This window comes from Devosia lacusdianchii (assembly GCF_022429625.1).
Taxonomy (GTDB): Bacteria; Pseudomonadota; Alphaproteobacteria; order Rhizobiales; family Devosiaceae; genus Devosia; species Devosia lacusdianchii.
Map to the genome: position 1 here is coordinate 1,315,484 of NZ_CP092483.1, position 19,210 is coordinate 1,334,693.

Consider the following 19,210-nt stretch of genomic DNA (forward strand, 5'->3'; position numbering starts at 1 on the left):
TCCCAGGCCCGGATCGTCACCCTCGGCTTGACCCGAGGGCTCTTCACTTCTAGCGGCGCCTCGGCCTGCTCAACCGGCCTTACAGCGGTCGCTGCTACCCCTTGGCGTACCAGCCCTCCACCCGCGCGACCTCCTCCGCCGACCCCAAAATCACCGGCACTCGCTGGTGTATCCCGGTCGGTAGCAACTCCAATATCCGCTCGCGTCCGGTCGTCGCGCCCCCGCCCGCTGCCTCGACGATCAGCGCCATCGGATTGGCCTCGTACAGCAGCCGCAACCGCCCCCCCTTGCTCACCGTCTCGCTATCGAGCGGATACATGAAGATGCCGCCCCGCATCAGGATGCGGTGAATGTCCGCCACCATCGAGCCGACCCATCGCATATTGTAGCGCTTGCCTGCCGGGCCGGTTTCCCCGGCCACGTTCTCGTCGACATAGCCCTTGGTCGCCGCATCCCAGAACCGTTCGCGCGCCGTGTTGATCGCATACTCGCCCGACGACACCGCGACCCTCACCTGGTCCAGCGTCAACACGAACTGCCCGGCAGCATCCAGCGTGAACACCGCCACCGACTGTCCAAACGTCAGCACCAGGCTGGTCGCCGGCCCATAAGCGGCATATCCCGCCGCCAGCTGTGCTGAACCTTTCTGCAGCAACCCGCCAGCCGCATCCAGAACCGAAAAAATCGTGCCCACGGTGACGTTTACGTCGAGATTTGAAGACCCATCCAGCGGATCGGTCGCCACCATGAAGCCGCCCTGATTCTCAAAGTGAACCGCTTCATCCAGCTCTTCCGACACCAGAATCGAAATAGCGGGATTCTCGCCTATGTGATTGAGAACAATGTCGTTTGAGATGACATCCAGCGCCTTCTGCGCCTCGCCCTGCACATTGGTGTGCCCCGCCAGCCCGGTCTGCCCGGCAATCGGGGCTAATCGCAGCACGGCAGCAATCTCAGCACTGGCGGCCGCCATGGTCGCGACCACCGAGGCCAGCTTTGGATCGACAGGTTGCGCAGCGAGCCATTGGGCGAGATTGGTCATGGGGCACTCTTGTGTGGAGGAGGGGTAAGTCACTGTGGCCAACCGCCCGCCGGAAACAAGGTCGACTTTCGCATGGGTCAAAGGACGCCATCGAATGTGCTGCGCCAGAAAATTCTGCTATCTTGCCAGCCGTTCAAATCGGCAGCGATAGGTGGTTGCGATGACTGGCAGTGTAGCGCAGTCCTCCGAGAAAGCCGACCGGTAAGCAAGCCCATCTGGCTCCGCATTGTCGCCGGACTCCATGGCTTCGCCGTCCTGGCCATTCCCTGTATTGTTCTGTTCCAGGTGGCTCAGTCAGATCAAGCTGCCAGCATGCTGTGGCCCTCGATGTTGGCGTGGCCCTGCCTTGCCTTGCCTTGCCGCCCTGATGCTGTTTCGCGCGGCTTTCGTCGCCAAGCCCGGCCTCCGCTTCAATTAGCGGGGCCGGGCAACAAGGGCGCTCTAGCCCTCGCTCGCCAGATCACCCAACAACCCCGCCGCCACGCTGAGCCGCGACACCGTCAACGACTCCTGCGTCAGTTCCGCTACGGCCTTGGCTGTCCGTTCGATCCCAGCGGTTCGCTGCGTCTTCCACGCCGCCAAACCGCCGTCGGACTTCAGCACGTCCGCTGTGAGATCACGCTGGGCGCGCATCAGGTTGGCCAGGGCTCGATCCAGCGCCATGCGGTCGAACCGATCGCTGAGCACGATCGCTCGTCCCTGCTCGATCACGGGCCACAGGTTGAACGCATCGAATACGCCGAAGAATGCTGCCGCCCCATCCGCGATCGAAACCCCCGAGCGCTCGCTGACCAGCACGATATCGCTGGCATAGCTCAACACCGGCAGCTCGGCGATCCGCTGCGCCGTCGCTGAGGGCGCGCCCTTGGCCATCAGGTCCGAGGCCGATCGCGCCACGGCTTCGCCCAGCGAGGCGGGCAGGGCAGTCGCCAGCATCGTCCGCAGCGCCGCAACCCCGGCGGCATGCCGCTCCACCAGGCCCGCAAGCCCCTGCGTGACGTCGGCATTGCGCAGGAACCACAGGCTCTCCTGCCGTAGCAGTTCCATCACTGCGGCATAGAGCTGCAACTGCACCGCGCCGGCCACCAGCCCATCCAGCGCATCGATCGCCGCATTGAGGTCGGTCAGGCCGTAGACGTCGCGGGTCGCCGCATAAGCCAACGCCACTTCGCCCGGGCCGGCACTGGTCGCCGCCGTCAGCTCGGTAACAAAGGCCGGCCCGCCGCGATTGATCATCGCATTGGCCAGTACCGTGGCAATCACCTCGCGCTTGAGCCGATGCTGTGCGACTGCCTCAGGGTAAGCCGAATGCAGCGTATCGGGGAAATAGCGATAGAGTTCGCCACCCAGATAGCTATCGTCGATCGACTTGCCTTCGAGCAGGTCTGCATAGAGTGTCAGCTTGGCATAGGCCAGGATCACTGCCAGCTCCGGCCGCATCAGCGCCTTGCCGCTCGCAGCCCGCGTATCCAAAGCCACGTCGCTCGGCAGGAACTCGACCACGCGGTCGAGTAGTCCGCGCTCCTCCAGCCGCTCGATCAGTTCGCGATGGTCAGGCAGTTCGCCGAGCCCGGATCGCTCGGCCAGCGATATCGCCAATCCCTGCAGGTAATTGTTGCGCAGGCACAGCGCCGCGACCTCATCGGTCATGCCAGCCAGAAACGCATTACGCGCCTCCAGTGTCAGCGTGCCGTCCGCCAGCAGCGGCGCCACCGCGATCTTGATATTGACCTCGAGATCGCTCGAATTCACCCCGGCCGAATTGTCGATGGCGTCGGTGTTGATCCGCCCGCCATTGAGCGCGTATTCGATGCGCCCGCGCTGCGTCACGCCCAGATTGGCGCCTTCGCCGATAACCTTGGCCCGCACGTCGCTGCCGGTAATGCGGATCGCGTCATTGGCGCGGTCGCCGACCTCGGCATCCACTTCCGCGCTCGAGCGGATATAGGTCCCGATGCCGCCAAACCACAGCAGGTCCACCTGCGCCTTGAGTATGGCCGTTATCACCTCGGCTGGCGTTGCGTGCTGCGCCGTTAGCCCCAAAGCCGTTTGCATCTCGGGCGACAGCGGGATCGATTTGAGGCTGCGCGGAAACACCCCACCGCCCGCCGAAATCAGCCCCTTGTCATAATCTTGCCAGCTTGACCGGGGCAGGGCGAACAACCGCTGCCGCTCCGCCAGCCCCTTGGCCGCGTCCGGACTGGGGTCGATGAAGATGTCGCGATGGTCGAATGCCGCCATCAGCCGGATTTGCGGCGACAGCAGCATGCCATTGCCGAACACGTCGCCGCTCATGTCGCCGACGCCCACGACCGTGAACGGCTCCTTCTGGATATCGCGGTCCATCTCGCGGAAATGCCGCTTCACCGCCTCCCAGCCGCCGCGCGCCGTAATGCCCATCTTTTTATGGTCATAGCCCGCCGACCCGCCCGATGCGAACGCGTCGCCGAGCCAGAAGCCGCGCGACACCGCAATGCCGTTGGCCGTGTCCGAAAAACTTGCCGTGCCCTTGTCTGCCGCCACGACCAGATAGGGATCGTCCCCATCGCGCCGCACCACGTTATCAGGGGGCACAACCACGCCGTTGACCAGATTGTCGGTCACATCCAGCAGAGCGCCGATGAAAATCTTGTAGCTGGCCACGCCCTCGGCCTGGAATGCATCGCGCGCCATGCCGGCGACCAGCCGCTTGGGTACGAAGCCTCCCTTGGCACCGACCGGCACGATGACCGCGTTCTTCACCTGCTGTGCCTTGACCAGCCCCAGCACCTCGGTGCGGAAATCTTCCGGCCGGTCCGACCAGCGCAGCCCGCCACGGGCAATGGCGCCAAACCGCATATGGATGCCCTCGACGCGCGGCGAATAGACCGAGATCTCGCGATACGGCCGTGGCGCCACCATGCCGTCGACAAGATGGCTGTTGAACTTGATCGCCAGCGCCGGCATGCGATTGCCCTCGCCATCGCGCTGGAACGCATTGGTGCGCACCGACGCCTCGACCAGGTTCAGGAACCGCCGCACGATCGTGTCTTCGTCCAGCGATGCCATGGCATCGAGCGCCGCGGCGATCGTCTCGCGCGCCTCTTCGGCCTTTGCCTCCCGATCCGCCGCGCGGGGATCGTGCAGCGCATTGAACAGCGCCACCAGCGCCGACGCCGCTCCCGACTGCTTCACCAGCACCTGCGCAATATAGCGCTGCGAGTACGAAATCCCGATCTGCCGCAGATAGCGCGCCAGTGCCCGCAGCAGCGCCGCATCGTTCCAGCCTAGGGTCGTTCGCGTCACCAGCGCATTGAGCTGGTCGCTCTCGGCCAGCCCGTCCCACACCGCCAGCAGCCCTTCCTCGACCGCGTCGCCGCGCGCCGCCACATCGAAGCTGCTGCCGTCTACCGGCTCCAGCACCATGTCGTGCAGATACCGCTCCACCCCATCGCGCGGCACGATCGTATAGGTGCGTTCGTCGATCACCCGGAAGCCGAAGGCCTCCAGCATCGGCACGCGGTCGCTCAGCGGAATGGCGCTCTCGCGATGGTAGAATTTGAGCCCCAGGGACCCATCGGCGCCCGTGCGCGTGCGCAAGCGGATGGCTACCCCGGCGCCATCGCCCAGCCCGCGCAGCACGGCGATATCCTCATGCGCGTCTTCAGCCGAATTGCGCGACTGATAAGCCGGCGAAAACGCCCCGCGATAATCGCTGATCGATGCCGGATCGGCGGCCGTTGCCACCAGCGTATCGCCAAAATTGGAGGTCAGCGCATCGACCCGCGCCTCCAGCTCGTTGCGACCCGGTCGTGGCGTCGGTCCCGCCACGCGCCCGATGATCACATGCAGCCGCACCAACTCCCCTTCCGGGAAGTGCGGATAAAATGCCGAAATGCGCCCGTCATAGGCCTGCGCCAGATAGCGCGTGATCCGCGCCCGCGCCTCGCCGTCATAGCGATCGCGCGGCACATAGACGAGGATGGAGACAAAGTTGTCAAACCGGTCGATGCGCGGCAGCACCCGCACGCGCGGCCGGTCATAGAGCGCTGCAATCGCTGTCGAAAACTCGAACAACTGCTCGACATCGATCTGGAACAGTTCGTCGCGCGGGTAGGAATCCAGCGCGCTCAGCAGCGCCCGCCCATCATGGCCCAATGGATCGACACCCGACTTGCGCATCACATCGGCAATCTTGCGACGGATGATCGGCACTTCGGTATGGGGTGTCGCCTGCGCCTGCGAGGTAAAGAGGCCGACGATCCGCAATTCGCCGACCGCGCCGCCATCGGCGCTATAGATCTTGATGCCCACGTAATCCATATGCGCCCGCCGGTGCACCCGCGCCCGCACATTGGCTTTGGTCACCAGCAGCGGCTCAGCCGAGGCCAGGAACGCGGTGTGCTGGGGTGTCGACTCGACGAAAGTCGGCCCGCTCCGCAGCACCCGCACGTCGTCGTCGCGCAGAATGCCCAGCCCGCTGCCCGCCACGGCCTCGAGCCCGCCATCGATCACGCGATATTCGCGTGTGCCGAGGAATGTGAAATTGTGCTCGATCAACCAGTCGAGGAACCGCAGCGGCTCGTCATTCTGCGGCAAGTGCAGCCGGCTCAGGTCGCCGATGGCCCTGCGCAGGCGCTCCAGCATTGGCTGCCAGTCGCGGACCGCACGCGTCACATCGGCCATGGTAGACGCGATCTCGTCGGTCACCGCGTCGATTTCGGCCACCGGGTCGCTGTGAATATGCAGCACGCTCAGCGCGCGGCCGTTCTGCCCTTCCGTGCGGACCACCGGATGCGTAAACAATCGCACCGTACCCCCAGCCGCACGCAGGGCGGCCAACGCGCTATCGACGATGAACGGCATATCCGGCGACACGATATCGATGATCAGAGGATCGCCCGACTTGGCCGGCGGCGTTGCCGTGATCTGGCTGCTCTCGCCGTGATAGTTCAGGGCCCGTTCATACGAGCGCCGCATGATCGATTCGAACTGCGTCGGGTCCTGCCGCACCAGGTCCTCGCTGTCGGTAGCCTGCACCGCCGCCGTCAAGAACCGGGAGAATCCGGCGTCCTCCGCCATCAATGCAGCGGCCCGGTCCAGCAATGCTGGTCGGCTGGATACGCCCTGATTCATCTCGTAACTCCCTATTCGCGGCGCACTTTATCATTCGCAGACGGACTGTCTTCCACCACTTTGGACCATAGTGCAGCAAAGCGATGCCACCATGACGCCGTTGTGTGCGTGGTGATGTCTTGTTCACGTTCTGGAATGAATTTGCGCAACGAGGGCGGATCGGCCATCCCAGGCGATCTTTTTCTCGTCATGGAACGAAATGGGGCAAACTGTTTTCTTTGCGGGGCAGGGTGGCGACGGCGCGCGCCTTGCGATACCCTAGTGATCTGGTAGTCTTTTAGTCATTCGATCTCAGCGGGAGACAGAGATGAAGAACGCGACAAAGATTTTGGCCTATACCGGCTTGGCCGCAGCGTTGACGCTGGCCTTCGCGGTGACCGGCCACGCCCAGGACCGCACCCTGACCAATGTCAGCTACGATCCAACCCGTGAGCTGTACCAGCAATACAACGAAGCCTTTGTGAAGCATTGGCAGGAGACTACCGGCGAGACCGTCACCATTCAGGTGACGCATGGCGGCTCCGGCGCTCAAGCGCGCACCGTCATCGATGGCCTCGAAGCCGACGTGGTGACGCTGGCGCTCGAAAGCGACATCAACGCCATCTCCGACGCCGGCCTTATCAATGCGGATTGGCGTGGCACTTTCGAGAACAACAATGCGCCCTACACCTCGACCATCGTGTTCCTGGTCCGCAAGGGCAATCCCAAGGGCCTCGCCGACTGGGGCGATCTGATCAAGGACGGCGTCGAAGTCATCACGCCGAACCCCAAGACATCAGGCGGCGCCCGCTGGAACCTGCTGGCCGCCTGGTCCTGGGCCAAGGCGCAGGACGGCGGCTCCGATGAAACCGCGCAGGCCTTCGTGACCGAGCTCTATAAGCACGTCCCCGTGCTCGATACCGGCGCCCGTGGCTCCACCACCACCTTCGTGCAGCGCGGTATCGGCGACGTTCTTCTCGCCTGGGAAAACGAAGCCTATCTCGCCCTCGAAGAACTCGGGCCCGACGCCTTCGACATTGTCACCCCGTCGGTCTCGATCCTGGCGGAGCCTCCGGTTGCCATCGTCGACAAGAATGTCGATGCCCGCAACACCCGCGACCTCGCCCAGGGCTATCTCGAATACCTCTATTCCGATGAAGGCCAGGCCCTGGCTGCCGCCAACTACTACCGCCCCTTCAAGCCCGAAGCGGCCGCGCCGGAAGACATTGCCCGCTTCGGTGAAGTCAACCTCGTGACCATCGCCGATTTCGGCGGCTGGCGCGAAGCCCAGCCCAAGTTCTTCGGCGACGGCGGCATCTTCGACCAGATCTACACCGGCACCCCGGCGCAATAATCCCGTCTTCCTCCCTTGCAAGACGCCAAACGCCGGCCCAAGGGCCGGTGTTTTCTTTTTGTCTTTTGGAGAGCCGACGCAGCGTCGTTTGAGGAGGCTTTATCTTTGTCCCAGCCTCGATCGTCACCCTCGGGCTTGACCCGAGGGCCCTGTACTTGTGCTGCGTTCGGCAAGTGAAGTGCCCTCGGGTCAAGCCCGAGGGTGACGGCCGGTGACTTTTGAAAGGCGAGGTGCGCGCGCCAACGTCACCTGAAAACGTCAATGCACCGTGGTCGGCGGCACGACCGGAATATCCTCACCATCACTGCCCACCTTTGGTCCGGCCCAGAACACCAGATACAGCAGCTCTTCCCCCGCGGCGTCGGTGATCTCGATCGAGCGCGGCAACCGCGTATCCCCACCGGTACTGGCCGCCTGCTCCACGATCGCCTTGGCTAATGCCGCAGCATTGTTCTCGGCCGCAGTCAGGTCAGGCAGCTCGCTGCCATCCGTGTCGCGGATCAATTCGTCGTCGGTGCGATAGTGAAAATAATAGCGGGGCAATTGCGCCTCCCTCAGGGGAGTAATGTCCCGAGCGGCGCGAGAGTTGCCACGGGGCCAAATCAACGCTTCCAGCTTGGCACCAGTTTCGGCTTCAGTCGACCCCGCCAAGCGCGTGATAACGTCGGCGCTGCCATACTAGCGGCGCACGGCTCGTCGTCGTCTCGGCTTCCACGATCGCGCCGGCAAACAGCACATGCGTGCCCGTCTCGATCGAGCCGATCACGTCGCAATCGAGTGCAGTCACCGCGCCCAGCAGCATCGGATTTCCCGACGGCCACTCGGCCCAGTCCCCCAGATTGAAGCGCTCGCCGGCATCCACCTGCCCCGCAAAGGCATCGGCGATGGCCTGTTGGTCGTCCGCCAGCATGGCCAGCGAAAAGCCGCCAGTCTTGGCGATGAGGTCCGCCAATCGGCTCATGATGTCGATCGAAACCAGTATAGTCGGCGGGTTCATCGACAGCGACAGCATCGAGGTCACAGTCCGCCCGATCCGCTCGTCGCCGCGCCGCGCCGTCACCACGCTCACCGTCGAGGCCATTGCCGACATCGCCGCGCGGAATTCGGCATTCCCCACCAGCGGCCGCCGTGCAGGGTGCAGCCGCATGGTGTCGGGCAGTTCAAAGTCAGCCATGATACTCGTCACGATCCTTCTCCCGGCTGTTCCGAGAACAGGTCGCGGAGTTTATTGGGCACGCCTTCCATCGCCTTGGCATTGGCGGGCGGAATGCCCTTTTCGGTTATGTTCGGCCAGCGCCGCGCATATTTCTGGTTCAGTTCGATCCACTTCTCCACCCCCGGCTCCATGTCCGGCTTGATGGCGTCGATCGGGCATTCCGGCTCGCACACGCCGCAATCTATGCATTCGTCCGGGTTGATGACCAGCATGTTTTCGCCCTCGTAGAAGCAATCCACGGGGCAGACTTCCACGCAGTCCATGTGCTTGCAGGCAATGCAGTCTTCGAGAACGACATACGTCATGGGCAAGTCCGGTATGGCAAATCTATGCCCTCCCCTGGCGAGGGGAGGGCGAGGGCGACGTCGCGGCCGCAACCAAGGAGGTCGTGCGATGGCGGCGCGAGCCCACCGGCCCCTTCCTGTTACGGGGGAAGGAGCAAATCGTCGTGATCAGCCCAGATTGGCTTCCGCGAACTCATAGTTGGCCAGCTTGTCGAGGAAGTTGGTCACATAGTCCGGACGGCGATTGCGGAAGTCGACGTAATAGCTGTGCTCCCACACATCGAGCCCGAGCAGCGGCTTGCCCTCGCCGGTTGCCAGTGGATTCGATCCGTTCGGCGTCTTGGTCGTCTTCAGCTTGCCGTCGGTGCCCAGTACCAGCCAGGCCCAGCCCGAGCCGAATTGGGTCGTAGCCGCGGTCTTGAACGCATCCTTGAAGGCGTCGACCGCGCCGAAATCGCTCACGATCTTGGCCTCGAGCTTGCCACCCAGCTTGCCGCCATTGGGCGATAGTGCGTTCCAGAAATGGATGTGATTCCAGTGCTGGCCGGCATTGTTGAACACCGGTGCCAGGTCGGCCTTGCCATTGGCGAAGGCGATGATCTCCTCGAGCGACTTGCCGGCCAGCTCGGCATTCTTATCGACGAAGCCATTGAGCGCCGTCACATAGGCCTGGTGGTGCTTGTCGTGGTGCAGTTCCAGCGTTTCCTGGCTCATGCCGCGTTCGGCGAGGGCAGAATGGGCATAGGGGAGGGCAGGGAGTTCAAAGGCCATCGCTGGTCTCCTTATTGTGTTGTGAGCGCCGCGCTTGCATTTCGCCGCAGCGCCGTTTAATTTCCAAGCAATGACTTTGAAAACCTCTGCGACGAATATGTCAAGCCAGAACTTGGAAAATGTTACCGTCCCCGAAAACGTCGCGTGGTCGCCGCGCAGTCCGGGCGAGCGGGTGCTGATGGCGCTTAAGATGCATGGCGCGCTGTCGTCGGCGGTACTGGGTTCGCTGCTGGGTACCACGGGCGAGGCTGCCCGGCAGCAGCTGATGCGCCTGGCCGAGGAGGGGCTGGTGGTTTCTACCAGCCAAGCCAATGGCGTCGGCCGCCCCACCCAGAGCTGGAGCCTGACCCCCGCCGCCCAGGCCCGCTTCCCCGATACGCATGCGGCCCTGACGGTGCAATTGCTCGAGATTATCAGCAGTTCGCTCGGCGATGCCGCGCTCGACACCATCATTTCCGTGCGCGAAGCCGATACCCGTGCCGCCTATGAAACCGTCGTCGCCGAGCGCACCAGCCTGCGCGATAAGGTCGCTGCGCTTGCCGAGCTGCGCAGCGGCGAAGGCTACATGGCCGATTGGCGCGAGGAACCCGATGGCTCCCTCGTGCTCATCGAAAACCACTGTCCTATTTGCGCCGCGGCCACCGCCTGCCAGGGCTTCTGCCGCGCCGAACTCGAAGTTTTCCGCTTCGTCCTCGGTCCCGATGTTAGCGTCGTCAGGGAGGAGCATATCGTCGCCGGCGGCCGTCGTTGCAGCTACGCCATCCGCGAGATCGACGCATGAGCGACAATCCCCGCCCACCCGTCGGCACGCGCCACGAGCGCGTTGGTTGGGACACGCCTGCTGGTCTCGACGAAGCCATGATCCGTGCCGTCGTCGACCGCTTCTACGCCGATGCGCGCCGCGACCCGGTCATCGGCCCGGTCTTCAACCGCGTCATCGCGCCTGAGGCCTGGCCGCATCACCTTGCGACCATCGCCGATTTCTGGAGCTCCATGCTGCTCGGCACCGGCCGCTATGCCGGCCGTCCCATGCCCAAGCATATGGCGATCCCGGAACTCTCCGACGCCCACTTCATGCGCTGGCTGGCCCTGTTCCGCCGCACCGTCGAAGAATTGTGCCCGCCCGATATCGCCCAGGTTTTCATCGAGCGCTCCGAGCGCATCGGCAACAGCTTCCGCATGAACATCGCCATGCGCCGCGGCGAGGACATCACCACTATGGGCCCGCTGCAGCGCGAAACCCCGCTCTGGACCCCGCCGCGCTAAGGTCGCAAGCCTATTTCAGCCCCTCGACGATCGCGCTCGCAATCTCTTCCGCCGATTGCGCCGAGCTATCGACCACGCGAAATAGCGGCGAACCCTGCTGATCGCGCATCTCTGCCTCAGCGAGCCGCTCGATCGTCGTGGCATCCATGCCAAGCAAATCGTCACCGGAAAGCGGCGGACCGCCGCCCTCGCTTCGCCGGCGCAGACGATCCCGCAGCGCCTCCCGATCGGCCCTGAGTTCGATCAGCTCCAGCTCCGCGCGCCGGATCACCGGCAACGCCAGCACGTCGTCATTGGCCTCCCCGCTCAACACGATTGTCCGCGTGCCGCGCTGCGCAAACAAGTCGATAACCGCACCAAGGTTCACCGCCTGAACCTGGCCATGTCGGATGCCCTCCGGCGGCGCAAAGAGGCCCAACTGCGCCAGGTCGACATATCCCGCGCTCTGTCCAGCCCGCAGCAGGCGCCCGAATACGCCAAATGCCACGGCGGATTTACCAACCGCCCGTACGCCCGCGATCCAGATAATTCTGGGCGAGGCCTCTCCTCCCGTCGCTAGCGCGTCCGGCGCGCGGCCCGGTTGGCCAAAACCGCCCGCCGGCAATTCGCCGGCGAGCTGATCGACCAATTCCTCCACCGAGCGGCCAGACGTTTCGACCACGATATCGGCAAAGCCGGTTAGGTCGAGAGCGCGGGCATGGGCAACACTCGCCTCGGTCAGGTGCAGGTTCCACGCCCGCTTGGCCAGTCTTGCGCGCAGCACGTTCTCGTCGGCCCTGAGCCGGATCAAGTGCGGTGCGAAGCCCAGTTCCTCGGCATAGAAGCCCGCCGTCTTCTCGTCCTCAACCATGCCCGAGACCACCAGCACGCGCGTGCCGGCCGCGCTCAGGTTCCGGGCAATGGCGCTCAGGCCGGCAACCTTGATCCGGTGATTGCCGGGATCGCCCTCGGGCGTGGGGTAGCACATCCCGATCTGGTCGGTGTCCACGAACCCGCTGGCCATCGTCTGGCTCAGCCGGCGATGCAGCGCCCATGCCAGCGTGCTTTTTCCCACCCCGGACGGACCAAAGACCAGGATGACGTTGATACGTCCAACGGTGGCGGCAACTGAGCTTGGCATTCGGGAAAAACTGGTTCGACCGGGGCGTCGTCGGTACAACGCGCCGCCACTGCGTTCAAGTCGGGGCCGCGCGCAAACACGGCATCGCGCCACAAATTGCTCCGCCAAGCCGTATTCCGCGACCAACCTCCGCCCGGAATCTCCGCCATGCCGCCCTGGCAGAATTTTTTTCCGCCGCGCTTCCCCCAAACGCCACCCCTCCATCTTGAGAATGCCGACCAATCCACTAGGGTCGCCGCCGCCGAACCGGGTTGAGAGGTCGACATGAACCGCGCCGCCAAAACTGCCCCCATCAGGGCTGCCGCTTGAGCACCGCCGTCTCGTCTGTCGCACGGCCCCGCTGGTCCTTTGGCCGGCGCAGCGTTATCCCGGGCTTCGGGCTGACGCTCGGCTTCACGCTCACCTATTTCTCGCTGATCATTCTCATTCCGCTGATCGCGCTGGCCGTGCGCTCCGCCGGCCTCGGCCCCGAGGGGTTCTGGAAGGCCGCGACCGATCCGCGCGTACTCGGCGCCCTGCGCGTCAGCTTCGTCACCGCGTTGATGGCCGCTGGCGTCAATGTCATTTTCGGCACGCTCATCGCGTGGGTGCTGGTACGTTATCGCTTTCCCGGACGCCGCATTTTCGATGCCATCATCGATCTGCCCTTCGCCCTGCCCACCGCCGTTGCCGGCATTGCGCTGACCGCAATCTATGCACCCAATGGCGCTATCGGCGCGCTGTTCGCGCCGCTTGGCTGGCGCATTGCCTACACGCCATCAGGCATCGTCATCGCCATGATCTTCATCGGCCTGCCCTTTGTCGTGCGCACCATTCAGCCGATCCTCGAAGAGGTCAGCCACGAGGTCGAAGAAGCCAGCGCCACCCTCGGCGCCAACCGCTTCCAGACCGTCGTCCACGTCATCCTGCCCAGCCTGATGCCGGCCATCCTTACCGGCTTCGCCTTGGCCTTCGCCCGCGCTGTCGGCGAATATGGCTCGGTGATCTTCATCGCTGGCAATATTCCGTTCGTCTCCGAAATCGCGCCGCTGCTGATCGTGATCCGCCTGGAAGAGACCAACTATGCCGGCGCCGCCGCCATCGCCTCGGTGATGCTGATCATCTCGTTCCTGCTGCTGTTCGCCATCAACCTGATCCAGGCCTGGTCGCGCCGGAGGTACGGTTATGGCAGTTAAGCTCACCGCCCGCCGCAAGCGCCGCGTCTCGCCCACCAGCGAGAGTCGTCCGGTTCAATGGCTGCTGATTGGCATCGCCTTCTTGTTCATGGCGGTCATCCTGCTGCTGCCGCTCTACGCCGTCTTCCATGAGGCTCTGGCCAAGGGCATCGGCGGTTTCGTCGCCGGCCTGGCCAACAAGGACGCGCAGGCTGCGATCCGGCTGACGCTGCTGGTCGCGGCCATCGCCGTGCCGCTTAATGTCGTCTTCGGCCTCGCTGCCTCCTGGGCCATCGCCAAGTTCGAGTTCAAGGGCAAGGCCTTCCTCATCACCCTGATCGATCTGCCATTCTCGGTCTCGCCGGTCATTTCGGGCCTCGTCTATGTGCTCCTGTTCGGCACCGGCAGCGTCCTTGGCCCCTGGCTCAAGTCCTACGGCATAGAAGTGCTGTTCGCGCTGCCCGGCATCGTCCTCGCCACCATCTTTGTCACCTTCCCCTTCGTCGCCCGCGAGCTGATCCCGCTGATGCAGGATCAGGGCACCGGCGACGAGGAAGCGGCGCTCTCGCTTGGCGCTAACGGCTGGCAGACCTTCTTCCGGGTCACCCTGCCCAACATCAAATGGGGTCTGCTTTACGGCGTGCTGCTCTGCAACGCCCGCGCCATGGGCGAGTTCGGCGCCGTTGCCGTGGTGTCGGGCAAGATTCGCGGCCAGACCACCACCATGCCGTTGCAGGTGGAAATGCTCTACAACGAATACAACGCCACGGCGGCCTTTGCCCTGGCATCGCTTCTGGCCATGCTTGCGCTGGTCACTCTGGTATTGAAGACCGCTCTGGAATGGCGCTTCGGCGAGGAAATCGCCGCGGGCGCCGGCCACTGATAGGATAGACTTTATGGACGTTCGCGTAGCCAATGTGCGCAAGGAATTCGACCGCTTTCCCGCGCTCAATGACGTGTCGCTCGATATCCATTCGGGCGAGCTGATCGCCTTGCTGGGGCCGTCCGGCTCGGGCAAGACCACGCTGCTGCGCCTCATCGCCGGGCTCGAAATGCCCACCGCCGGCAAGATCTTCTTCGGCGATACCGACGCCTCCGAAAAGACCGTGCAGGAGCGCAATATCGGCTTCGTGTTCCAGCACTATGCCCTGTTCCGCCACATGACCATCCTGGAGAACGTCTCCTTCGGCCTCAAGGTGCGCCCGCGCTCAACGCGCCCGCCCGCCGGTGAAATCCGCCGCCGCGCCCTAGAACTGCTCGACCTCGTCCAGCTTTCCGGTCTCGAAAAACGCTACCCCAACCAGCTCTCCGGCGGTCAGCGCCAACGCGTCGCGCTCGCCCGCGCCCTCGCCATCGAACCCGCCGTACTGCTGCTCGACGAGCCGTTCGGCGCGCTCGATGCCCAGGTCCGCCGCGAACTGCGCAAGTGGCTGCGCGAAATCCACGATCGTACCGGCCACACCACCGTGTTTGTTACCCACGATCAGGAAGAGGCCCTCGAACTCTCCGACCGGCTCTGCGTCATGAGCCAGGGCAAGATCGAGCAGGTCGGCACCCCCGACAATGTCTATGACCACCCGACTTCGCCCTTCGTCTTCGGCTTCATCGGTGAATCGAGCGAATTGCCGGTCACCGTGGAAAATGGCGAACTCTGGGTCGGCGGCCGCGCCATCGGCCTGCCCGCCGGCGACGCCAATCCCGGCACTGCCCGCCTGTTCTTCCGCCCCCACGATGTCGAGCTGATCGAGGCCGATGCCTCCCTTGCCGGCGTGGTCAGCACCAGCAGACGTGTTGGCGGCACCCGCCGCGTCGAACTCGAAATCGGTGGCGCAGGCCATCTTGTCGAAGTCGATCTGCCCTTCGACCACCCCGCCGGCGAAAAGACCCGCCTCGCCTTCCGCCCCCGCCGCTGGAAGCTCTTTCCCACGGCCTAGAGTCGCATTTTGGCCCGGCCCTGCGAGCGCCCCATGGTTGATGGCGCTAAGCTGGGATTAGATCGTCGCGCCCTTGGGCCTTGAGTGCTTCGTCCAATGCGGCTTCGTAGTCGGCTACGGCCCTGTCCACAAGCTCCCGTCCCTTTTGCGTAAGGACGGTATAGACACCACGCTTGTCATCCGGGCAGAGGTCTCGAATGGCGAGCCCCTGGCGCTCGAGCCGTTCGGCCATCCGTGACACCGAGCTCTGGTTGAGTTTCAGATAGGATGCAAGCTCCTGCATGCGCAGCTCCGAATCGGGTGAGCGCGCCAGCACTTGCAAAGCCCGGTACTCAGATAGCCCCACACCGTGTGATGCCTGCAACGCCTTGGACAGATCCGCCTCGATAGTTGCGACCATCTGAACCATGTTGAACCATAGATCGCTTCGCTTTGACATTGGCGGTTTCCCGTTCATTCAATCGCTCATTTGTATGTCCATACACGCAAGTGCTCAAGAGCGGCTTGCGTGTATTGGATTTGCACAACGGTCTCTAGGCGCTCCGCTTGACGCTGTCGGCGAGCTTTAGCCAGACGACACCTGCAATGATGACGGCCAGCCAGAGCGCCTGGACTGCGGTCAGCGGCTGATTGAGCAGCACGCTGCCAAACACCGCCGCTCCGATGGCGCCAATACCGGCCCATACGGCGTAACCAATCCCCACGTCGATGCTTTTCAGAGCGACGCTTAGAAAGTAGAGCGTCAGCAGGAAGAAGATGGCCGCCGCGAGCGACCAGCTTAACACGCTGAAGGCCTGGCTACTGCCAACGCTGAGCGCGTAGCCAATCTCAAAGACGCCAGCAAGCAACAACATGATCCAGGCGCGTCCGCGGCTGCCGGCATTTTCGTTTGTATTCGACATTTCGAGTTCCTTTTCGGCTGAGATTCCGAGGGTTTAGGCTGCGCCGCTCAATTGCAGGCCGACAACGCCGCCGATGACGAGGAGAATTCCCAGAACCTTGTTCAGCGTCAGTTTCTGGCCAAAGAACAAGGCGCCCAGGACGACGATCCCGACCCCTGCGGCGGACGTCCAGATCGCATAGCCAACGCCCACGTCGAAAGTCAGTAGGGCCAAGCTCAAGAAATATGTCGCGATGGCGCCGCTGACGAGCGTGGCAATGGTCCATCCGGGCCGCGCGAAGCCCTTTGCATTGCCCGCCGAGATCGCCACCACGACCTCAAAGACCACAGCCGCGCCCAAGTACAACCAGCTCATTTCGTTTCCTTTTTTCGTCGGATGCGCCGCTATGCGGCCGCGTTACGTTCTGCTCTCTTCGCCAGGGCTAGGGGCCTGGCGTTATCGCCCCTGCATTCGATGGACGAGCATGACCCAAGGCGTCCGTCACATTCTGTTGCATGCGCATACATATATATGCGAGATGCGATGTGTCAATATATTTGTTTGCGCATGCAATTATATTCGAACTCGCGAGCGCGCCTAGGCTGAGGCTTAGGAAAACCGCTGAGGTCGGCTATGGCGTCGATGTGCGGGCAGGGGCTGCGACCGCTTGATCGCTCTTCGATCCTGCAACGAAAGCGGAGACCTTCCGTGGCCGGTTCGTTGGTCGGCGAATTATCATACTTTCCGGCGCTTTAGTCACAGACTCGCAACAGGCTCTCGCCTATGCTGCGCTCAATGCGCATTGAGAGTCTGTGGTGTCCGAGCGTCGAAGCACTATCGCCGATGGTTTTGCGAGGGGAACGAGCCTGCTGCGCTCCGGCCTCTGCGATGAGGCACTGACGGAGTTCCGTGCCGTCTACGCCGAGGCCGAAGCGGACGGCGATCCTGCCAGCATGGCGGCGGCACTCTGCGAAATGGCCTGGAGCAGCTACAAGCTCGGCGAGATCGAGCAGGCGCTCGAATGCGCCATGGGCGCCAAATGGCTGTGGCTCCGCCTGGGCGATCGGGCTGAGCTATCTCGTGCCATGGCCGTCGAAGCCATCGCCTTTCTCGACCTCGGTTTCAGCGACCAGGCCTACGATCTTTCCGCCGAAGCGCTGGTGATCGCCGAAACGCTCGAAGACCCCGCCATCTTGGCCTTCGCACTGAATGCCAAGGGCATAGTGCTCACCGTCTGCCGCGAAATCGAGCTTGGCGCCGGCCTGCTCGAACGCGCCTCCGACCTCGCCGACACCCAGGGCAATGATGCCGCTGCCGCCTATTACCTCGTCAATCGCGGCTTCTGCCACGCCAAGCTGGCAGAGCGCGCTGCAGCCCTGAACGACCCGGAAACCGCCTCCGCCGAGCGCAAGGCGGCCATCGGCTTCACCGAACACGCCATCGAGCTGGCCGAGCGCTGCGACGACGCCTGGACGCAGCGCGTCGGCTTCGGCAATTGTGCCGAAATGCTGGCGCTCGAAGGCCGCTTTGCCGCCGCGCTCGGTTATCTTGGGCGGTCCGCCGAACTCCCTGGCGATCCCGGCCCTAGCCTCCGCATCCACTACCTCTATACCCTGGGCGACGTCCTGCTCCGCGCCGGCAATCTCGAAGCCGCGCACACCGCGGCCACCGAAGCCCTGGCTCTGGCAGACGCGACGGGCCAGATCGACCATCAGGTCAATGCGGTGAGCAAGCTCGCCGAAATCCTTGAAGCCCTTGGGCAATCGCGCGAAGCCTTGGCGCTGCAAAAGCGCTTCCACCAGCTCTATGTCCGCCAGTCCGGCGAGATCGCCCGACGTCTGGCGCGCGTCGAGGAGATCCGCGCCGAGACCGATCGCCTGCGCAGCCGCGCCGCCATTCTGGCCGATCAGGCGCTCAGCGATCCGCTGACAGGTATTGCCAATCGGCGTTCCTTCGATCAGATCGTCAACCGTCTGGCCGGAACGCCATTCGCCATCGCCATCGTTGATCTCGATAACTTCAAGCTGGTCAACGACCGGTTCTCTCACATCGTCGGCGACGCCGTCCTGCAGCGCGTCGCCACCACCATGGTCGGCCAGCTTGGCCCCCATGGTCATGCCGCCCGCCTCGGCGGCGAGGAGTTTGCCTTGATTTTCCCCGGCGCCGCCGAAACCACCGCCACCGCCTTCTGCGAAGGCGTCCGCATCGCCGTCTCCGCCACCAACTGGTCCGATCTTGGCGCCGGTCTCGCCGTCACCGTCAGCATCGGTGTCGTCGCCGGTGAGGGCGAACAGCCCGTGGGCGAGCTGATGCACATTGCCGATCGTCGGCTCTACGCTGCCAAGGCCGGCGGCCGCGATTGCGTTGTCTGCGCCGACGAGCCGGTCATTGTCCTCGCCGACGCCGCCGACCGTCGCCGGTGGCGCGCATGAGCGCCGTCGCCTTCCGCCGCTTCGAGGAAAAGCTGGCCCGTTTCACCGATCCCCTTGAAGCGGGCGCTGCCCTGCACGAGCTGGCCGAAGCCCTCATCGGCGTCCGCATCTTTACGTTGACCGCCATAGAGATGGCAGCCGGGCACGTCCGCCGCGTCTATTCCAGCCACCCGGAAGTCTATCCGGTGCTCGGCACCAAGCCGCTCGTCATGGATGACTGGTTTCACGCCATGCAGACCGAGCGCCGTATCACCGCCATCAATACCGCCGCCGATATGGAGGGCAATTTCGGCGATCTCGACCTCATCCGATCACTCGGCTGCAACGCCTCGATCAGCGTACCGGTCATGGCCGGCAACGATCTGCTGGGGACCATCAACGCCCTCGATGTAGAAGGCCGCTACACGCCCGAGGTCGTAGAGGCCGCTGCCGCCCTCATCATCCCTGCCACGGCGGTCTTCCTCATCCTGCGTAACCATTTCAAGCTATAGGAAAGCGCGGTCGCAACAGGTCCATTGGCCTGCTATTGCGTCTTCCCGTGGGCGTTTTCTCTAAAAGTGGCAAAATCGCGGTGATTTAGTCGCGGAGGGCTTGAATGCGTAAAATTATAGTGCTGCTATAACTTTATGTCCGGTGTGTGACTGTCCCCGCGCCGGATTGCT

The 19,210-nt window shown here is 63.7% G+C and carries 18 protein-coding genes; 8 read left to right on the forward strand and 10 right to left on the reverse strand.

The window, feature by feature from the left end:
• Positions 1-94: 94 nt before the first annotated feature.
• Positions 95-1,042: a class 1 fructose-bisphosphatase gene (locus MF606_RS06410; protein WP_240232978.1), complete on the reverse strand. Its 948-nt coding sequence runs from the start codon at positions 1,040-1,042 to the stop codon at positions 95-97.
• A gap of 441 nt (positions 1,043-1,483) precedes the next feature.
• Positions 1,484-6,157, reverse strand: coding sequence for an NAD-glutamate dehydrogenase (locus MF606_RS06415; RefSeq protein WP_240232979.1), 4,674 nt, complete (start codon positions 6,155-6,157; stop codon positions 1,484-1,486).
• A gap of 307 nt (positions 6,158-6,464) precedes the next feature.
• Here MF606_RS06415 and MF606_RS06420 point away from each other — a divergent pair, with 307 nt between their 5' ends.
• Positions 6,465-7,490, forward strand: a complete 1,026-nt coding sequence (locus MF606_RS06420; RefSeq protein ID WP_240232980.1) for a sulfate ABC transporter substrate-binding protein — start codon at positions 6,465-6,467, stop codon at positions 7,488-7,490.
• 258 nt (positions 7,491-7,748) lie between these two features.
• Here MF606_RS06420 and MF606_RS06425 read toward each other — a convergent pair whose 3' ends face one another.
• From MF606_RS06425 to MF606_RS06440, 4 genes are all read right to left on the reverse strand, one after another.
• Positions 7,749-8,033: a DUF6894 family protein gene (locus tag MF606_RS06425; RefSeq protein WP_240232981.1), complete on the reverse strand. Its 285-nt coding sequence runs from the start codon at positions 8,031-8,033 to the stop codon at positions 7,749-7,751.
• A 91-nt stretch (positions 8,034-8,124) separates the two neighbouring features.
• Positions 8,125-8,676 (reverse strand): flavin reductase family protein, encoded by a 552-nt coding sequence (locus tag MF606_RS06430; protein ID WP_240232982.1) that lies wholly within the window; start codon positions 8,674-8,676, stop codon positions 8,125-8,127.
• Positions 8,673-9,011, reverse strand: coding sequence for a ferredoxin FdxA (fdxA, locus tag MF606_RS06435; protein ID WP_240232983.1), 339 nt, complete (start codon positions 9,009-9,011; stop codon positions 8,673-8,675). The genes MF606_RS06430 and fdxA overlap by 4 nt, the downstream gene beginning before the upstream one ends.
• A 147-nt stretch (positions 9,012-9,158) precedes the next feature.
• Complete coding sequence (locus tag MF606_RS06440) at positions 9,159-9,761, reverse strand: superoxide dismutase (protein ID WP_240232984.1); 603 nt, start codon at positions 9,759-9,761, stop codon at positions 9,159-9,161.
• 97 nt (positions 9,762-9,858) lie between these two features.
• Here MF606_RS06440 and MF606_RS06445 point away from each other — a divergent pair, with 97 nt between their 5' ends.
• Together MF606_RS06445 and MF606_RS06450 are read left to right on the forward strand one after the other, a co-directional pair.
• Positions 9,859-10,542, forward strand: a complete 684-nt coding sequence (locus MF606_RS06445) for a helix-turn-helix transcriptional regulator (protein ID WP_240232985.1) — start codon at positions 9,859-9,861, stop codon at positions 10,540-10,542.
• Positions 10,539-11,027, forward strand: a complete 489-nt coding sequence (locus tag MF606_RS06450; protein ID WP_240232986.1) for a group III truncated hemoglobin — start codon at positions 10,539-10,541, stop codon at positions 11,025-11,027. The genes MF606_RS06445 and MF606_RS06450 overlap by 4 nt, the downstream gene beginning before the upstream one ends.
• 10 nt (positions 11,028-11,037) lie before the next feature.
• On the opposite strand, the gene MF606_RS06455 is transcribed toward MF606_RS06450, so the two are convergent.
• Positions 11,038-12,369: an AAA family ATPase gene (locus tag MF606_RS06455; protein WP_240232987.1), complete on the reverse strand. Its 1,332-nt coding sequence runs from the start codon at positions 12,367-12,369 to the stop codon at positions 11,038-11,040.
• A gap of 83 nt (positions 12,370-12,452) precedes the next feature.
• Here MF606_RS06455 and cysT point away from each other — a divergent pair, with 83 nt between their 5' ends.
• Genes cysT through MF606_RS06470 form a run of 3 tightly spaced genes read left to right on the forward strand, consistent with a single transcriptional unit; the run spans position 12,453 to position 15,235 of the window.
• Positions 12,453-13,322 carry a sulfate ABC transporter permease subunit CysT gene (gene cysT / locus MF606_RS06460; RefSeq protein WP_240232988.1) on the forward strand — a complete coding sequence of 290 codons (870 nt, stop codon included), beginning with the start codon at positions 12,453-12,455 and terminating at the stop codon, positions 13,320-13,322.
• A complete protein-coding gene (gene cysW / locus MF606_RS06465) occupies positions 13,312-14,184 on the forward strand; it encodes a sulfate ABC transporter permease subunit CysW (protein ID WP_240232989.1) in 873 nt (290 codons plus the stop codon). The genes cysT and cysW overlap by 11 nt, the downstream gene beginning before the upstream one ends.
• A gap of 13 nt (positions 14,185-14,197) precedes the next feature.
• On the forward strand, positions 14,198-15,235 hold the full coding sequence (locus tag MF606_RS06470) for a sulfate/molybdate ABC transporter ATP-binding protein (RefSeq protein WP_240232990.1): 1,038 nt from the start codon (positions 14,198-14,200) through the stop codon (positions 15,233-15,235).
• 46 nt (positions 15,236-15,281) lie between these two features.
• Here the strand turns inward: MF606_RS06470 and MF606_RS06475 are convergent, their stop codons facing one another.
• From MF606_RS06475 to MF606_RS06485, 3 genes are all read right to left on the reverse strand, one after another.
• Positions 15,282-15,674 carry a MarR family winged helix-turn-helix transcriptional regulator gene (locus MF606_RS06475; RefSeq protein WP_240232991.1) on the reverse strand — a complete coding sequence of 131 codons (393 nt, stop codon included), beginning with the start codon at positions 15,672-15,674 and terminating at the stop codon, positions 15,282-15,284.
• Between the two features lie 94 nt (positions 15,675-15,768).
• Positions 15,769-16,137, reverse strand: a complete 369-nt coding sequence (locus MF606_RS06480) for a DMT family transporter (RefSeq protein ID WP_240232992.1) — start codon at positions 16,135-16,137, stop codon at positions 15,769-15,771.
• Positions 16,138-16,170: 33 nt separating this feature from the next.
• Positions 16,171-16,491: a DMT family transporter gene (locus tag MF606_RS06485; RefSeq protein ID WP_240232993.1), complete on the reverse strand. Its 321-nt coding sequence runs from the start codon at positions 16,489-16,491 to the stop codon at positions 16,171-16,173.
• Positions 16,492-16,931: 440 nt separating this feature from the next.
• Between MF606_RS06485 and MF606_RS06490 the strand changes: the two genes are divergently transcribed.
• Together MF606_RS06490 and MF606_RS06495 are read left to right on the forward strand one after the other, a co-directional pair.
• Entirely contained in the window at positions 16,932-18,548 is a 1,617-nt protein-coding gene (locus tag MF606_RS06490; RefSeq protein WP_240232994.1) for a GGDEF domain-containing protein, read from the forward strand.
• Positions 18,545-19,039 carry a GAF domain-containing protein gene (locus MF606_RS06495; protein WP_240232995.1) on the forward strand — a complete coding sequence of 165 codons (495 nt, stop codon included), beginning with the start codon at positions 18,545-18,547 and terminating at the stop codon, positions 19,037-19,039. Before MF606_RS06490 ends, MF606_RS06495 begins: the two co-directional genes overlap by 4 nt.
• Positions 19,040-19,210: the final 171 nt, after the last annotated feature.

Bases quoted from the DNA above. Each gene is read 5' to 3' on its own strand.
- MF606_RS06475 (WP_240232991.1), bottom strand. From the start codon at position 15,674: ATGTCAAAGCGAAGCGATCTATGGTTCAACATGGTTCAGATGGTCGCA.
- MF606_RS06420 (WP_240232980.1), top strand. From the start codon at position 6,465: ATGAAGAACGCGACAAAGATTTTGGCCTATACCGGCTTGGCCGCAGCG.
- MF606_RS06415 (WP_240232979.1), bottom strand. From the start codon at position 6,157: ATGAATCAGGGCGTATCCAGCCGACCAGCATTGCTGGACCGGGCCGCT.
- MF606_RS06480 (WP_240232992.1), bottom strand. From the start codon at position 16,137: ATGTCGAATACAAACGAAAATGCCGGCAGCCGCGGACGCGCCTGGATC.
- MF606_RS06485 (WP_240232993.1), bottom strand. From the start codon at position 16,491: ATGAGCTGGTTGTACTTGGGCGCGGCTGTGGTCTTTGAGGTCGTGGTG.
- MF606_RS06445 (WP_240232985.1), top strand. From the start codon at position 9,859: ATGTCAAGCCAGAACTTGGAAAATGTTACCGTCCCCGAAAACGTCGCG.
- MF606_RS06450 (WP_240232986.1), top strand. From the start codon at position 10,539: ATGAGCGACAATCCCCGCCCACCCGTCGGCACGCGCCACGAGCGCGTT.
- MF606_RS06470 (WP_240232990.1), top strand. From the start codon at position 14,198: ATGGACGTTCGCGTAGCCAATGTGCGCAAGGAATTCGACCGCTTTCCC.
- MF606_RS06410 (WP_240232978.1), bottom strand. From the start codon at position 1,042: ATGACCAATCTCGCCCAATGGCTCGCTGCGCAACCTGTCGATCCAAAG.
- cysW (WP_240232989.1), top strand. From the start codon at position 13,312: ATGGCAGTTAAGCTCACCGCCCGCCGCAAGCGCCGCGTCTCGCCCACC.
- MF606_RS06495 (WP_240232995.1), top strand. From the start codon at position 18,545: ATGAGCGCCGTCGCCTTCCGCCGCTTCGAGGAAAAGCTGGCCCGTTTC.
- MF606_RS06440 (WP_240232984.1), bottom strand. From the start codon at position 9,761: ATGGCCTTTGAACTCCCTGCCCTCCCCTATGCCCATTCTGCCCTCGCC.
- fdxA (WP_240232983.1), bottom strand. From the start codon at position 9,011: ATGACGTATGTCGTTCTCGAAGACTGCATTGCCTGCAAGCACATGGAC.